Annotated in this window: 15 protein-coding genes; 9 read left to right on the top strand and 6 right to left on the bottom strand. The window is 69.1% G+C overall.

Going from position 1 to position 14064, the window contains the following annotated elements:
* Nucleotides 1-29 precede the first annotated feature (29 nt).
* Genes eno through BUE42_RS16855 form a run of 4 tightly spaced genes read left to right on the top strand, consistent with a single transcriptional unit; the run spans nt 30 to nt 2873 of the window.
* A complete protein-coding gene (gene eno / locus BUE42_RS16840) occupies nt 30-1313 on the top strand; it encodes a phosphopyruvate hydratase (protein WP_056806403.1) in 1284 nt (427 codons plus the stop codon).
* 18 nt (nt 1314-1331) lie between these two features.
* Entirely contained in the window at nt 1332-1613 is a 282-nt protein-coding gene (gene ftsB / locus BUE42_RS16845; protein ID WP_073466285.1) for a cell division protein FtsB, read from the top strand.
* A 1-nt stretch (nt 1614) separates the two neighbouring features.
* Complete coding sequence (gene pnuC, locus BUE42_RS16850) at nt 1615-2244, top strand: nicotinamide riboside transporter PnuC (protein WP_235002398.1); 630 nt, start codon at nt 1615-1617, stop codon at nt 2242-2244.
* Nucleotides 2241-2873 carry an AAA family ATPase gene (locus BUE42_RS16855; RefSeq protein WP_073466424.1) on the top strand — a complete coding sequence of 211 codons (633 nt, stop codon included), beginning with the start codon at nt 2241-2243 and terminating at the stop codon, nt 2871-2873. Before pnuC ends, BUE42_RS16855 begins: the two co-directional genes overlap by 4 nt.
* Nucleotides 2874-2883: 10 nt before the next feature.
* On the opposite strand, the gene BUE42_RS16860 is transcribed toward BUE42_RS16855, so the two are convergent.
* Genes BUE42_RS16860 through BUE42_RS16870 form a run of 3 tightly spaced genes read right to left on the bottom strand, consistent with a single transcriptional unit; the run spans nt 2884 to nt 4876 of the window.
* On the bottom strand, nt 2884-3360 hold the full coding sequence (locus BUE42_RS16860; protein ID WP_073466288.1) for a CopD family protein: 477 nt from the start codon (nt 3358-3360) through the stop codon (nt 2884-2886).
* A 20-nt stretch (nt 3361-3380) separates the two neighbouring features.
* Nucleotides 3381-4352, bottom strand: coding sequence for an Hsp33 family molecular chaperone HslO (locus BUE42_RS16865; protein ID WP_073466290.1), 972 nt, complete (start codon nt 4350-4352; stop codon nt 3381-3383).
* Entirely contained in the window at nt 4352-4876 is a 525-nt protein-coding gene (locus tag BUE42_RS16870; RefSeq protein ID WP_073466292.1) for a gamma carbonic anhydrase family protein, read from the bottom strand. Before BUE42_RS16870 ends, BUE42_RS16865 begins: the two co-directional genes overlap by 1 nt.
* Before the next feature lie 37 nt (nt 4877-4913).
* Here BUE42_RS16870 and BUE42_RS16875 point away from each other — a divergent pair, with 37 nt between their 5' ends.
* Nucleotides 4914-5702, top strand: coding sequence for a ferritin-like domain-containing protein (locus BUE42_RS16875; protein ID WP_073466294.1), 789 nt, complete (start codon nt 4914-4916; stop codon nt 5700-5702).
* On the opposite strand, the gene BUE42_RS16880 is transcribed toward BUE42_RS16875, so the two are convergent.
* A complete protein-coding gene (locus BUE42_RS16880; RefSeq protein ID WP_073466296.1) occupies nt 5665-6849 on the bottom strand; it encodes an acyltransferase family protein in 1185 nt (394 codons plus the stop codon). The genes BUE42_RS16875 and BUE42_RS16880 overlap by 38 nt on opposite strands.
* A 207-nt stretch (nt 6850-7056) precedes the next feature.
* On the opposite strand from BUE42_RS16880, the gene BUE42_RS16885 reads away from it, so the two are divergent.
* From BUE42_RS16885 to BUE42_RS16895, 3 genes are all read left to right on the top strand, one after another.
* Nucleotides 7057-7926: a basic amino acid ABC transporter substrate-binding protein gene (locus tag BUE42_RS16885; protein ID WP_073466298.1), complete on the top strand. Its 870-nt coding sequence runs from the start codon at nt 7057-7059 to the stop codon at nt 7924-7926.
* 18 nt (nt 7927-7944) lie between these two features.
* The gene (locus BUE42_RS16890) at nt 7945-8697 is read left to right on the top strand and encodes an amino acid ABC transporter permease (RefSeq protein ID WP_073466300.1); all 753 of its coding nucleotides are present in this window, start codon (nt 7945-7947) and stop codon (nt 8695-8697) included.
* A 187-nt stretch (nt 8698-8884) separates the two neighbouring features.
* Nucleotides 8885-9853, top strand: coding sequence for a porin (locus tag BUE42_RS16895; protein WP_143171550.1), 969 nt, complete (start codon nt 8885-8887; stop codon nt 9851-9853).
* A 59-nt stretch (nt 9854-9912) separates the two neighbouring features.
* Here BUE42_RS16895 and BUE42_RS16900 read toward each other — a convergent pair whose 3' ends face one another.
* Together BUE42_RS16900 and mutL are read right to left on the bottom strand one after the other, a co-directional pair.
* Nucleotides 9913-10506 carry a MarC family protein gene (locus BUE42_RS16900; RefSeq protein ID WP_200798977.1) on the bottom strand — a complete coding sequence of 198 codons (594 nt, stop codon included), beginning with the start codon at nt 10504-10506 and terminating at the stop codon, nt 9913-9915.
* Between the two features lie 2 nt (nt 10507-10508).
* Nucleotides 10509-12377 carry a DNA mismatch repair endonuclease MutL gene (gene mutL, locus BUE42_RS16905; RefSeq protein ID WP_073466304.1) on the bottom strand — a complete coding sequence of 623 codons (1869 nt, stop codon included), beginning with the start codon at nt 12375-12377 and terminating at the stop codon, nt 10509-10511.
* A 34-nt stretch (nt 12378-12411) separates the two neighbouring features.
* On the opposite strand from mutL, the gene BUE42_RS16910 reads away from it, so the two are divergent.
* On the top strand, nt 12412-14043 hold the full coding sequence (locus tag BUE42_RS16910) for a cation:proton antiporter (protein WP_073466306.1): 1632 nt from the start codon (nt 12412-12414) through the stop codon (nt 14041-14043).
* Nucleotides 14044-14064: the final 21 nt, after the last annotated feature.

The following is a 14064-nucleotide window of genomic DNA, read 5'->3' on the forward strand; positions in this document are numbered from 1 at the left end:
CAGTTGTCGAAACCCTGAAGGAAGACTGAATGAGTGCCATTGTTGACATCGTCGGCCGCGAGATCCTCGACAGCCGCGGCAACCCGACCGTCGAATGCGACGTGCTGCTGGAATCCGGCGTGATGGGCCGCGCCGCGGTGCCCTCGGGCGCGTCCACCGGCTCGCGCGAAGCGATCGAGCTGCGCGACGGCGACAAGAACCGCTACCTCGGCAAGGGCGTGCTGAAGGCCGTCGAGCATGTGAACACCGAGATCAGCGAAGCCGTGCTCGGCCTCGACGCCTCGGAGCAGGCCTTCCTCGACCGCACGCTGATCGACCTGGACGGCACCGAGAACAAGAGCCGCCTGGGCGCGAACGCGACGCTGGCGGTCTCGATGGCGGTGGCACGCGCCGCGGCCGAAGAAAGCGGCCTGCCGCTGTACCGCTACTTCGGCGGCTCGGGCGCGATGCAGATGCCGGTGCCGATGATGAACGTCATCAACGGCGGCGCGCACGCGAACAACAGCCTCGACCTGCAGGAGCTGATGATCATCCCGGTCGGCGCCCCGAGCTTCCGCGAAGCGATGCGCTATGGCGCCGAGGTGTTCCACGCGCTGAAGAAGATCATCAACGACAAGGGCATGAGCACCGCGGTCGGTGACGAAGGCGGCTTCGCACCCAGCGTCGCGAGCCACGAGGCGGCGATCCAGCTGATCCTGCAGGCGATCGACAAGGCCGGCTTCGTCGCCGGCGAGCAGATCGCGCTCGGCCTCGACTGCGCCGCCAGCGAGTTCTACAAGGACGGCAAGTACGTGCTGAGCGCCGAAGGCCTGACGCTGAGCGCGCCCGAGTGGACCGACATCCTCGCGACCTGGGTCGACAAGTACCCGATCATCAGCATCGAAGACGGCATGGCCGAAGGCGACTGGGACGGCTGGAAGCACATCACCGAGCGCCTGACGACCAAGGTGCAGCTGGTGGGCGACGACCTGTTCGTCACCAACACCAAGATCCTGAAGGAAGGCATCGACAAGCGCATCGCGAACTCGATCCTGATCAAGATCAACCAGATCGGCACGTTGACCGAAACCTTCGCCGCGATCGAGATGGCCAAGCGCGCCAACTACACCGCGGTGATCAGCCACCGCTCGGGCGAGACCGAAGACTCGACCATCGCGGACATCGCGGTCGGCACCAACGCCGGCCAGATCAAGACCGGTTCGCTGAGCCGCTCGGACCGCATGGCGAAGTACAACCAGCTGCTGCGCATCGAAGAAGACCTCGGTGACGTGGCCAGCTACCCCGGCCGCGCAGCCTTCTACAACCTGCGCTGATCCGCTGCTGTCTTCGACGTGCGCCTCGTCACCCTCGGCCTCATCGCGCTGCTGGTTCTCGTCCATGCCGAACTCTGGTTCGGCAAGGGCGGCGTGCCGCGCGTGATGGAGCTGCAGGCCAAGCTCGACCAGAAGAAGGGCGAGAACGACGCGGCGCGCACGCGCAACGAGCGCCTGGTCGCCGAGGTCAGCGACCTGAAGGAAGGCCTGGAGATGGTCGAAGAGAAAGCGCGCTTCGAACTCGGCATGGTCAAGCCGGACGAGATCTACGTCCAGGTGTCGACCGCCAAACGCCCGTGACATGACGGATCTGCTGCAGTGGATGCAGCCGCTGTTCGCCCAGGCCTTCGTGCTGTGGGGCGCGCCCGTCAGCTGGGTGGAGGTGGTCGCCTTCGTGCTGGCGATCGCGATGGTGGTGTGCAACATCCGCGTCAACCTGATCGGCTGGCCGCTGGCCATCGTCAGCTCGCTGCTTTACGTGGCGCTCTTCTGGGACAACAAGCTGTATGGCGACGCCAGCCTGCAGGTGTTCTTCGCGCTCGTCGCCGGCTGGGGCTGGTGGCAGTGGCTGCGCGGCACGCAGGAGGGCGGCCACGCGCTGCGGGTGCGCTCGATGGGCGGGCGCGGGCGGCTCGCGGTGGTCGCCGCGACGCTCGCGCTGTGGCCGGTGCTCGGCTGGTTCCTGAAGCATTACACCGACACCGACGTGCCCTGGTGGGATGCCTTCCCCACCGCGGCCAGCGTGGTCGGGCAGTGGCTGCTCGGCCGCAAGTACGTCGAGAACTGGCCGATGTGGGTGGTCGTCAACACCGTCAGCATCGCGCTGTTCGCGTACAAGGGGCTGTGGCTCACGGCCGTGCTGTACGCGATCTTCCTCGGCATGTCGTTCGCCGGCTGGCGCGCGTGGCGGCAGGTCGAACGCGCGGCATGAGCGGCCACGTCATCGCCATCGTCGGCGCCGAGAGCACCGGCAAGACGACGCTCGCCGGCGAACTGCAGGCCGCCTTGCAGCATGACGGGCGCTCGGTCGCCCTCGTCGGCGAATACCTGCGCGAGTTCTGCGACCAGCACGCCCGCACGCCACGCGTCGACGAGCAGGCAAGCATCGCGCAGGAGCAGACGCGCCGCATTGCCGCGGCAGCCGCGTCGCACGAGATCGTGATCGCCGACACCACCGCGCTGATGATCGCGGTCTACAGCGAGCAGGTGTTTGGCGACCGCAGCCTGTACGACAGCGCGATCGAGGCGCAGCGCGGCTGCACGCTGACGCTGCTGACAGCGCTCGACATCCCGTGGCAGGCTGACGGCCTGCAGCGCGACGGGCCGCAGGTGCGCGAGCCGGTCAATGCGCTGGTGCGCGCGGCGCTGTCGCGCGGCGGGCTCGGCTATTCGGTGGTGGCGGGCACCGGGCCGGCGCGGCTGTCGCATGCGCTGCTGGCGGTGCGCCACGCGCTGCTCGCGCCGTCGGTGCTCGACGAGGCGCGTGCGAACCCGCGCTGGCAGTGGATGTGCGAGCGCTGCGGCGATGCCGAGTGCGAGCGGCACCTGCTGCCGCGCTGACCCTCCGGGTTCAGGTCATCGTCCCGGCGATCACGACGACGACGATCACCACGCCGATCGTCAGGTTCACCGCCACCCAGTCGCGGATCGCCTTCAGCGCGGCGCCACCAGCCGCCCAGTCCTGCGCGGCGCTCGCGCGCTGCACGCGCTTGAAGAGCGCGAAGCGGATGTGCCCGAAGATCGCCACCATCAGCAGACCGAGCCCGGCCATCACGCTCCATTCGAGCGGCATGTTGAACGGTCCGCCGGTCGCCTTGGTCGTCGTCGCGACCCGGCCCACCATCCAGCCGCCGCTCAGCACGGTGACCAGCGCGACCCACAGCACGATGCCGAAGAAGCGCTGCAGCACCGCCTGCATCAGCGGCACGCGCTCGGCCGGCGGCAGGTGCGCCGCGCCGGGCCGCAGGCAGAACAGCGCGAAGAACATGCCGCCGAGCCAGACGATCACCGACAGGAAGTGCAGCGTTTTGAGGCTGGCGTAGAGCATCGCGGGAGTCCTTCAGGGGTTCAGTTGAGCGTCGTGCTGCCGGGTGGCTGGTCGCGCGCGATCGTGAAGAGCTCGCCGACGTCGACCGCGTCGAAGTGGTATTTCAGCCCGCAGAAATCGCAGCCGACCTCGACCCGCCCCTGCTCGGCGACCACGCCGTCGACCTCCTCGCGGCCCAGGCCCTTCAGCATCGCGCCGACCCGCTCGCGCGAGCAGGTGCAGGCGAAATGCGGCCCGAGTTCGCCGGTCATCGGCGGGAAGCGGCGCACCGACTCTTCCCAGAACAGCCGGCGCAGCACCGTGTCGGCGTCGAGCGTCAGCAGCTCGTCAGCGGTGAGAGTGGACGCCAGGTGCGAGACGCGGTTGTAGGCCTCGTTCAGGCCGATGTCGTCTTCATTGCGGCGACCGGCGAGGTTGCCCTCGCCCTCGATCGGCAGGCGCTGGATCAGCAGGCCGGCGGCCACTTGGTCGTTGGACGCGAGGATCAGCCGGGTGTCGAGCTGCTCCGACTGCAGCATGTAGTGTTCGAGCACGTCGGCGAGCTTGTGCAGCGGCTCGCCGCGGTCGCCATGCAGCGCGACCACGCCCTGGTACGGCTGCTGGCCGGGGCCGCGCGGCTTCGGGTCGAGCGTGATCGCGCAGCGGCCCTTGCCGGCCACGTTGACCATCGCGTCCAGGCGCGCATCGGGAGCGACCTCGCCGACCACCTTGGCCGTGACGCGGAACGCGAGGTCCGACTGCACCTCGGCCACCGCGAGCTTGACCGGCCCGTCGCCGAAGATCTGCATCACCAACGAGCCTTCGAACTTGATGTTCGACTGCATCAGCACCGCCGCGGCCGACATCTCGCCGAGCAGCGCACGCACCGCGGGCGGGAAGGCATCGGACGACTCGGCACGCCGGCGCAGGATCTCGACCCACGAATCGGTCAGCCGCACCAGCATGCCGCGCACCGGCAGGCCTTCGAACAGGAACTTGTGCAATTCGCTCATCAGGTGATTTCTTTCAGCCCCGCCTGGTAGCGGCGGGCGTTCTCGACATAGTGGGCGGCGCTCTTCTCGAGCCCCTGCATCTGCTCGGGCGACAACTGGCGCACCACGCGGGCCGGCGTGCCGAGGATCAGCGAGCCGTCCGGAAAGCTCTGGCCTTCGGTGACCAGCGCGCCGGCGCCGACCAGGCAGTGGCTGCCGATCTTCGCGCCGTTCAGCACCACGGCCTGGATACCGATCAGCGAATGATCGCCGATCGTGCAGCCGTGCAACATCGCCTGGTGGCCGACCGTCACGTTCTCGCCGACCGACACCGGGAAGCCCGCATCGGCATGCACCACGCTGTTGTCCTGGATGTTGCTGCCGCGGCCGATCGCGATGCGCTCGGTGTCGCCACGGATCACGACGCCGAACCAGACGCTCGCGTCGTCGCCCAGGCTCACGTTGCCGATCACGCGGGCGCCGTCGGCCACCCAGGCCGACGCGGCGATGTCGGGAGACAGGTCCCCCAATTGATAGACGGCCATGGCGAGCGCCCGAAATGCAGAGCCTATGATTCTAGGGATGAACCCGCGACAGCGCGCCCTGGAGGTCTTGAGCCTGCGTGACCCCACCGAGAAGGCCGCCGCGGCGCGAGCGCTGTTCAAGCAACTCGATGTGGCGCTGATCGACCCCGATGAAGCCATCGCCGTGCCGGCGCAGTTGCCCGGCCGGCCCGAGCGCCCTCGCCTGGTGCCGCCGAAGGAGGTGGCGATGCGTTCGGCCTTCACGCCCGAGGGGCGCGCGGCCTTGCTGCATGCGATCGCGCACATCGAGTTCAACGCGATCAACCTGGCGCTCGATGCGGCGTTCCGCTTCGCCGGCATGCCGGTGGCGTTCTATGCCGACTGGCTGCGCGTCGCGAGCGAAGAGGCGCTGCACTTCTCGCTGCTGCGCGAGCACCTGCGCAGCGGCGGCCACGACTACGGCGATTTCGATGCGCACGACGGCCTGTGGCTGATGACGCAGCGCACCGCGGGCGACGTGGTGGCGCGGATGGCGCTGGTGCCGCGCACGCTGGAAGCGCGCGGGCTCGACGCGACGCCACCGCTGCAGGCCAAGTTCCGCAAGGCCGGCGACGAGCGCACGGTCGAGATCCTCGACGTGATCCTGCGCGACGAGATCGGCCACGTCGCGATCGGCAACCAGTGGTACCGCTGGCTGTGCCGGCGCGACGGGCTCGACCCGATCGCGCACTACGCGGTGCTGGTGCGCGACTACCAGGCGCCGCGGCTGCGTCCGCCGTTCAATCGCGAGGCCCGCGAGGCGGCGGGGTTCAGCGCAGAGGAGCTGGCGTACCTGAGCGAGCCGTGACCGGAGGCGGCTCGGCCACGAACCACCGCTTCAACCCGAGGAAGTGCTTCTCGAACAGGTGGTACGACACCATCGCCAGCGCCAGTGTGACGAGCGTGCCGGCCACGATGTAGCCGACCGCCACCGCGACGCCGGCATGCTCGTACAGCCCGAGCGCCTGCAGCGCCGGCTTGCCGGCCAGGTCGTGCAGTGGCTTGTGGAAGATGTACATCGCATAGCTGTAGCGGCCCAGCATGCGCAGCGGCGCGGCCCTCAGCCAGCCGACCCAGCCGCGCGCCGCGACCGCATCCCCGGCAGCAGCAGCCACCACCCCCAGCGCGAACACCACCGCCAGCACGCTGTAGCCCAGCGTCTGCCCGAGCACCGAGGTGCGCGGGTAGCCGCGCGTCGCGACGAAGCCGATCGCCGCCAGCACCAGCGCCCCGACGATCAAGCGCTGCCGCAGCGCGATCGCTCGCGCCGGCGCGCCCGGCAGTTGCAGCCACGCCGCCGCGGCGCCGCCGATCGCGAGCGCATCCAGCCGCGTCACGGTGAACGAGTACACCGGGTCCGGCCCCAACCCCGCTGCCAGCATGCCGATGCGCACGCCGAGGATCGCCACCGCGATCGCACCGCACCAGCGCAGCACCTGCGCAGCCGAGCGCCGGTGCACCAGCAAGGGCCACAACAAGTAGAACTGCTCCTCGACCGCAAGCGACCAGAAATGCGGGAACGCATGCGTCGCGCCACCGTAGGGGCCCGACCAGTTCGACAGGTACAGCCACAGCCATGCCTGCTGCGGCCGGTCGACCTCCCAGCGCGCCGGCATCGCGCCCAGCGCCGGCAGCACGATGAAGGCGATCGCGAGCGTCGCGTAGTACAGCGGGAAGATGCGCAGCAGCCGCCGCCCGAAGAAGGCGGAGTAATAGTTCGGCGCGTCCTGCGTCTGCAGCAAGATGCGCGTGATCAGGAAGCCGCTCAGCACGAAGAACAGCTGCACGCCGATCCAGCCGAGGTCGAACGCGAGTTCGAACACCCGCCCGACCAGGTCGGACGGCCCTTCGAGGACCTGGAAGTTGTGGCACAGCACCAGCACGATGGCCAGGCCGCGCACGCCATCGAGCGCGGGAAGGTGCTGCGGGATGCGCGCAGCGGGAGACGAATTCATGGGGCGTTCCGGGATCGAGGCGCGTTTGTAGCATCGCGCGGCGCCACGCGACACCCCGTATCCACGGGCCGCGGCGGCCCCGGCGACGCGCCGGCCAGCCCGCTCGGAAACCGGTTTCGGCAGGCTTACACTGCAGCGGCCCGCGACTTGCTAGCTCGCGGACCCAAGCTTCCCGTTCTCACACAACAGACCACCCCAGGGGTATCCATGACAGCATTGAACACCCGTCGCTTCCTGCAAACAGCCGGCCTGGCCGTCGCCGGCCTGCTGCTCGCCGCCTGCAGCAAGCAGGAGCCCACCGCCGCCGCGCCGGCCGCCTCGGCACCGGCCGTCGTCGCGTCCGCACCGGCCCCGGCCCCCGCCAAGGTGTACGCCGTCGGCACCGACGCCGCCTACGCACCGTTCGAGTCGCAGAACGAGAAGGGCGAGATCGTCGGCTTCGACATCGACGTCGTCACCGCCGTCGCGAAGAAGGCCGGCATCGAGGTGAAGTTCACCAACACGCCGTGGGAAGGCATCTTCAACACGCTCGGCCAGGGCGACCGCGACCTGCTGGTCTCGGCCATCACGATCACCGACGAGCGCAAGCAGACGATGGACTTCGCCGGTCCCTACTTCGACGCGCAGCAGCTGATCGCCGTCAAGAAGACCTCGAAGATCTCGAAGTTCGACGACCTGAAGAAGCTGAAGGTCGGCGTGCAGACCGGCACCACCGGCGACGAGGTCGTCAGCAAGCTGCAGGGCAAGACCAGCACCAACATCAAGCGCTTCGAGTCGACCCCGCTCGCGCTGAAGGAACTGGAAGCCGGCGGCGTCGATGCAGTCGTGGCCGACAACGGCGTGGTCATCAACTACGTCGCCAACAACGCCGACAGCAAGTTCAAGACGGTCGCCGACAAGGCATTCCAGCCCGAGCAGTACGGCATCGCGGTCAAGAAGGGCAACGCCGAGCTGCTCGAGAAGCTGAACAAGGGCCTGGCCGACATCAAGGCCGACGGCACCTACGACCAGATCTACGCGAAGTACTTCGGCGCACCGGCTGCCGCCGCGCCGGCTGCTTCGGCGGCGTCGAAGTAAACGCCAGGCGAGCCGGTCATGGACTTGCGCTGGAGCATTCTGGCCGGCTACGGCCCGCTCTTCCTGTCGGGCCTGTGGAACACGATCCTGCTGACGCTGATCGCGATCGGCGCCGGGCTGCTGCTCGGCGTCGCGCTCGGCCTGGTCAGCAGCTCGCGTGACGCGCCACCACCGAAATCGCTGGCGGCGCGCTGGTTCCTGACCGCGCTGCGCTCAGTCACGCTCGCATACGTGACCTTCTTCCGCGGCACGCCGCTGTTCGTGCAGATCCTGCTGGTGCACTTCGCGCTGATGCCGGCGCTGATCCACCCGGACGGCGGCCTGCTGCTCAGCGGCGAGGCCGCCCGCGACTTCCGCCAGGAGCACGGCGCGTTCTTCTCCGGCGCGCTCGCGCTGACGCTCAATGCCGGCGCCTACATCTCCGAGATCTTCCGCGCCGGCATCCAGAGCATCCACCTCGGGCAGACCCAGGCCGCCTACAGCCTGGGCCTCACGCACCCGCAGGCGATGCGCTTCATCGTGCTGCCGCAGGCCTTCCGCCGCATGATGCCGGCGCTGGTCAACGAGGGCATCACGCTGATCAAGGACTCGTCGCTGGTGTCGGCGATCGGCCTGGCCGAGCTCGCGCTGGCCGCCCGCACCGTGGCCGGCACCTACTCGCGCTACTGGGAGCCCTACCTCGCGATCTCGGCGCTGTACCTCGTGCTGACCTTGCTGCTCTCGCTGCTGGCCAAGCGCCTCGAAGCACCCGCTCACTTGCGTGGTCGGTGAGCCCTTGCGGCTTCGGCCGCCGTCAGATGTCGTACCGTCACAACGTTTCTGGCAGCGTTTCACGTGTTCGTGCTGCCGGCTTTCGATATCGAAGCCTCCCCCGCATAACATTTGCGTCTTGCACCTTCAAGACAAAAGCAACGGGTGCATCACGTACATGCAATCCCCAACCCCAAGGACAGCTTCCATGAAACGCTCCCTCATCGTCGCCGCTGTGGCCACCGTCGCCGCCGGCACCTCGTTCGCGCAAAGCAGCGTCACCATCTACGGTCGCCTGAACGACTCCATCGAAAGCCAGAAGGTCGGCGACGACAAGAAGACCGTGCTGCAGAACAATGCATCGCGTCTCGGCTTCAAGGGTGTCGAAGACCTGGGCGGCGGCCTGAAGGCAGGCTTCCAGCTGGAACACGGCCTGAATGCCGACGACGGCAAGCAAAGCCAGTCGGCTTTCTGGGCTCGCCAATCCGAAGTCTTCCTGCAAAGCGCCACGCTGGGCACGATCCGCCTGGGCAACTTCACGAGCGAGTCGTACTACGCGACGGCCGACTATGTGAGCATGCACAACCATGACACCGGCACTTCGTCGGACGCGCTGTACCAATACGTCATGCGCGACACGAACAAGGTCGCTTACCGGGCCCCCGAGTTCGTGAAGAACCTGTCGCTGGAAGCCGCCGTGTCCGCCGGCGAAGGCGTTGCCGGTCAAGAGAAGGCCTATGACGTCGCCGCCAACTACTCGGTCGGCGACCTGGCCCTGGGTGCCGGCTTCTCGAAGAACAAGTCGGACAAGCAGTTCGGCGTTCGCGCGCTGTACACGCTGGGCGCGTTCACGTTCGGCGGCTACTACCAGCGCGCCGAGCTGGGCACCACCTACGCTCCGGACAACGGCAAGATCAACATCGTCCGCCTGTCGGGCATGTACGCCGTCGGCGCTTCGGAATTCCACCTGAACTTCGGCCTGGCCGGCAAGGTCGACGGCGACGGCGACACCGATGCCAAGCAAGCCACGATCGCGTACAACTACAACCTGAGCAAGCGCACCAAGGTCTACGCCTTCTACACGAAGGTCGACAACAAGGCGCTGGCCAGCTACGCCACCGGTGCCGACGGCGTCGACTTCAGCTCCTTCGCCCTGGGCGTGCGCCACAACTTCTGATCCTTGCTCCCGCAAGGTCGAAGCCGAAAGGCCGGTCGAAAGACCGGCCTTTTTTGCTTTCAGCCGAGGAAGTAGCGCTTCAGGCCGGCCAGCACCATCTCGACGGCGATCGCCGTCAGCACCAGGCCCATCAGCTTCTCGATCGCCGAGACGACCGAATCGCCCAGCAGGCGGCGGATGCGGTCGCACAACATCAGCACCGCGCCCGACACCGCCATCGCCGCCGTCAGCGCGGCCACCCAGTCGAGCAGGCGGTCCGGCTGGCGCGAGGCCAGCAGCAGCACCGTCGCCATCGCCGACGGGCCCGCCAGCAGCGGCACTGCAAGCGGAAAGATCAACGGCTCCTTGCCCTCGGTCGTGCCGTAGACGCCGCCTTCGTGGCTGAAGATCATCCGGATCGCGACCATCAGCAGGATCACGCCGCCGGCGACTTCGAGCGAGCGCTCCGACAGGTGCATCACGCGCAGGAAGCCGTTGCCGAAGAACATGAAGAAGAACAGAACGCCGAACGCGATGCCGACCTCGCGCATCGCGACCCAGCGGCGCCGCGGCTTCGGCACGTCGCGCATGATCGGGATGAAGATCGGCAGGCTGCCCAGCGGATCGAGCACCAGCAGCAGCAGCACGAAGGCCGAAAGAAAGCTGTGGTCCATGCTCAGCGGCCCCGCCAGAAGAGCGCGTCCAGCTCCTTCATCGTGATCTGCCGCCAGGTCGGCCGGCCGTGGTTGCACTGGTCGGAGCGCTCGGTGCGCTCCATGTCGCGCAGCAGCGCGTTCATCTCGTCGATCGTCAGCTGCCGGTTCGCGCGCACCGCGCCGTGGCAGGCCATCGTCGACAGCAACTCATCTTGCGCGCGCTGGATCACGCTGCTGGCGTCGTACTGCGACAGCTCGGCCAGCACGCTGCGCGCGAGCTCGACCACGTCGCCGCCGACCAGCGCCGCCGGCTGCGAGCGCACCGCCAGCGTGGTGGCCGACAGCGGCGAGACGTCGAGCCCCAGCGTGCGCAGGTTGTCAGCCTGCGCCTGGGCGGTCGCGATCTCTTGCGCGGTCGCGGCGAAGGTGGCCGGGATCAGCAGGGGCTGGCTGTCGATCGCCGCGCTGCCGAGGCTGGCCTTCAGGCGCTCGTAGACGATGCGCTCGTGCGCCGCGTGCATGTCGACGATCACCAGGCCGTGCTGGTTCTCGGCCAGCACGAACACGCCGCCGATCTGCGCGATCGCGCGGCCGAGCGGCCATTCGTCGCGCTGGAAATCGAGGGCCTGCGCCGGCGCGGAGGGCACCGCCGACAGCGATGCGCCGCGTGCCGCCGGCGCGGCCTCGCCGCCGCCCCACAGCGTCGCCACCTGCTGCAGACCGAGCGCGCCCTGCACCTGCGGGCGCATCGGCGACGGCGCGAAGCTGCCCCCACCGAACGACGCCGGCCGCGCCGCCGGCACGGCCGAGTAACCCGCCAGGTGTTCCGACGCGAGCAGCACGCCCGCCACGCCACCGGCCTCGTCGCCCGCCGCCGCAGCAGCACGCGGCGCGGCCAGCGCAGCCTCCACTGCCCGGCGAACGGCCTGGTGCACCTCGCGCGAATCGCGGAAGCGCACCTCGATCTTGGTCGGGTGCACGTTCACGTCGACACGGTCGGGCGCGATCTCGATGAACAGCACATACGCCGGCTGGCGCCCGCCGTGCAACACGTCTTCGTAGGCGGAACGCACGCCGTGGGCGATCAGCTTGTCGCGCACGTAGCGGCCGTTGACGTACACGTACTGCTGGTCGGCGCGCGCGCGGGCGGCGGCCGGCGTGCCGGCGCGCCCGGTGATGCGCATCGGGCCGAGCTCGAGCAGCACCTCGCAGCTCTGCTCGACGAACTCCTCGCCCATCACGTCGCGGATGCGCTGCGCCTGCGCCGCGCGGCGCCATTGCTGCGAGAGCTTGCCCTCGTGCCACACCGCGAAGCCGACGTCCGGCCGGGCCAGCGCATGGCGGCGCACCGCATCGAGGCAGTGCGCGAACTCGGTCGCGTCGGTCTTCAGGAACTTGCGGCGCGCCGGCGTGCTGAAGAACAGCTCGCGCACCTCGACGCTGGTGCCGATGCCGCGCGCCGCCGGCACCAGCTCGCCCGAGCGCGCATCGAGGCGCTGCGCATGCGGCGCGCCTTCGGTGCGGCTCGCGATGGCGAGCTCGGCCACCGACGCGATGGCGGCCAGCGCCTCGCCGCGGAAGCCCATCGTGACGACGCCCTCCAGCTCGGCCAGCGACGCGATCTTGCTGGTGGCATGCCGGCGCAGCGCGAGCGGCAGTTCATCGCTCGGGATGCCCTGTCCGTCGTCCTCGACCAGGATGCTGCGCACCCCGCCGGCCACCAGCTTGACGGTGACCTCGCGGCCGCCGGCATCGAGCGCGTTGTCGACCAGCTCGCGCACCACCGAGGCCGGCCGCTCGACCACCTCGCCGGCGGCGATCTGGCTGATCAGCTCATCGGGCAGCTCGCGGATCGGACGGCGTGGGGCGGGCTGCAAAAGGGCATTCATCGGGGAATTGTAGGAGGCTCGTGATAATGCGCCGATGCACGACCTGACCCTGCTCGTCACCCTCGCCGGCGGCCTCGCGTTCGCACTCGTCTTCGGGGCACTGACGCGCCGCATCGGGCTGTCGACACTGGTCGGCTACATGCTGGCCGGCATCGTGGTCGGGCCGTTCACACCGGGTTTCGTGGCCGATGCGGGCCTCGCGTCGCAGTTGGCCGAGATCGGCGTGATCCTGCTGATGTTCGGCGTCGGCATGCACTTCCATCCGCAGGAACTGCTGCGGGTGTGGAAGCTGGCGGTGCCCGGGGCGATCGGCCAGAGCGCGGTGGCCGGCGTCGCGGGTTGGGCGCTGGCGCGCTCCTTCGGCTGGTCGCATGCGGCCGGCGCGATCTTCGGCATGGCGCTCGCCGTCGCGAGCACCGTGGTGCTGATGCGCATGCTGGTCGAGCAGAACCGGCTCGCGAGCCGCGACGGCCATGTCGCGGTGGGCTGGCTGATCGTCGAGGACCTGTTCACCGTCGGCGCGCTGGTGGTGCTGCCGCTGCTGGCGCCGCCGGCCGAAGGGGCGGCAGGCGCCACGCAGTCGCTGGGCATGGCGCTGCTGATGGCGCTCGGCAAGGTCGTCGTCTTCGCGCTGCTGGTCGGCGTGGTCGGCACGCGCGTGGTCGGGCGGGTGCTCGAGAAGGTGGCGCGCACGCAGTCGTCGGAGTTGTTCACGCTGACGGTGTTCGTGGTCGCGCTGGGCGTTGCGGTGCTGGCGGCGGAGGTGTTCCACGTGTCGGTGGCGCTCGGCGCGTTCTTCGCCGGGCTGGTGGTCGGGCAATCGCGCTTCGGCCCGCAGGCGGCGGCCGACATGGCGCCGTTCCGCGACGTGTTCTCGGCGCTGTTCTTCGTCTCGGTCGGCATGCTGTTCAACCCGAGCTTCGTCGTGCAGCAGCCGTGGATGGTGCTGGGCGTGCTTGCGATCGTGCTGGTGATCAAGCCGCTGATCGCGGTCGCGATCGTCGCCGTGCTGCGCGAGCCCCCGCGCACCGCCGCGACGGTGGCGGTGGGTCTCGCGCAGATCGGCGAGTTCTCGTTCATCCTCGCGAGCCTCGGGCTGTCGATCGGCGTGCTGCCGCGCGAGGCGATGGATGCGCTGGTGGTCGGCGCGATCGTGTCGATCGCGGTCAACCCGCTGCTGTTCCGCTGGATCGGCAAGCGGGTCAAGGAGCCGGATGCGGCACATGTCGAGCCCACCGCCGCGCCGGCCGACGCGGCGGCGCACACCGCGCCGGCCGTGCTGCTGTGCGGCTACGGCGCGCTGGGCCGGCGCATCGCGGCGCGCTGCGTCGAGAACGGCATCGCGGTCGCCGCGGTGCACCACGATCCGGACATCGAGCCGGTACCCGGCATGACGCTGGTGTTCGGCGACCCGACCCGTGGCGAGGTGCTGCAGGCCGCCGGCGTTGCCGACGCGCGGCTGCTGGTCGTCGCCGACCTGCTGCTGGGCGCCAAGATCCAGGTCTGCACGCAGGCGCGACGGCTGAACCCGCGCATCGTGATCAGCGGCAGCGCGAACACCGATGCCGAGCGCGCCTGGCTGGAAGAGTTCGGCGCGCAGTTCGTCAGCGACGGGCGCGACGAGCAGAGCGCGCAGATGGCGCGGGCGATCAAGACGTTGTTGTAGCCCCCGTGAAGGTCGAGGTGG

Origin of the sequence: Rhizobacter sp. OV335 (assembly GCF_900142965.1) — a bacterium.
Taxonomy (GTDB): Bacteria; Pseudomonadota; Gammaproteobacteria; order Burkholderiales; family Burkholderiaceae_C; genus Rhizobacter.

Excerpts from the sequence above, each read along its gene's own strand:
- eno (WP_056806403.1), top strand. The coding sequence starts at position 30 with ATGAGTGCCATTGTTGACATCGTCGGCCGCGAGATCCTCGACAGCCGC.
- pnuC (WP_235002398.1), top strand. The coding sequence starts at position 1,615 with ATGACGGATCTGCTGCAGTGGATGCAGCCGCTGTTCGCCCAGGCCTTC.
- BUE42_RS16855 (WP_073466424.1), top strand. The coding sequence starts at position 2,241 with ATGAGCGGCCACGTCATCGCCATCGTCGGCGCCGAGAGCACCGGCAAG.
- BUE42_RS16860 (WP_073466288.1), bottom strand. The coding sequence starts at position 3,360 with ATGCTCTACGCCAGCCTCAAAACGCTGCACTTCCTGTCGGTGATCGTC.
- BUE42_RS16865 (WP_073466290.1), bottom strand. The coding sequence starts at position 4,352 with ATGAGCGAATTGCACAAGTTCCTGTTCGAAGGCCTGCCGGTGCGCGGC.
- BUE42_RS16870 (WP_073466292.1), bottom strand. The coding sequence starts at position 4,876 with ATGGCCGTCTATCAATTGGGGGACCTGTCTCCCGACATCGCCGCGTCG.
- BUE42_RS16875 (WP_073466294.1), top strand. The coding sequence starts at position 4,914 with ATGAACCCGCGACAGCGCGCCCTGGAGGTCTTGAGCCTGCGTGACCCC.
- BUE42_RS16880 (WP_073466296.1), bottom strand. The coding sequence starts at position 6,849 with ATGAATTCGTCTCCCGCTGCGCGCATCCCGCAGCACCTTCCCGCGCTC.
- BUE42_RS16885 (WP_073466298.1), top strand. The coding sequence starts at position 7,057 with ATGACAGCATTGAACACCCGTCGCTTCCTGCAAACAGCCGGCCTGGCC.
- BUE42_RS16890 (WP_073466300.1), top strand. The coding sequence starts at position 7,945 with ATGGACTTGCGCTGGAGCATTCTGGCCGGCTACGGCCCGCTCTTCCTG.
- BUE42_RS16895 (WP_143171550.1), top strand. The coding sequence starts at position 8,885 with ATGAAACGCTCCCTCATCGTCGCCGCTGTGGCCACCGTCGCCGCCGGC.
- BUE42_RS16900 (WP_200798977.1), bottom strand. The coding sequence starts at position 10,506 with ATGGACCACAGCTTTCTTTCGGCCTTCGTGCTGCTGCTGCTGGTGCTC.
- mutL (WP_073466304.1), bottom strand. The coding sequence starts at position 12,377 with ATGAATGCCCTTTTGCAGCCCGCCCCACGCCGTCCGATCCGCGAGCTG.
- BUE42_RS16910 (WP_073466306.1), top strand. The coding sequence starts at position 12,412 with ATGCACGACCTGACCCTGCTCGTCACCCTCGCCGGCGGCCTCGCGTTC.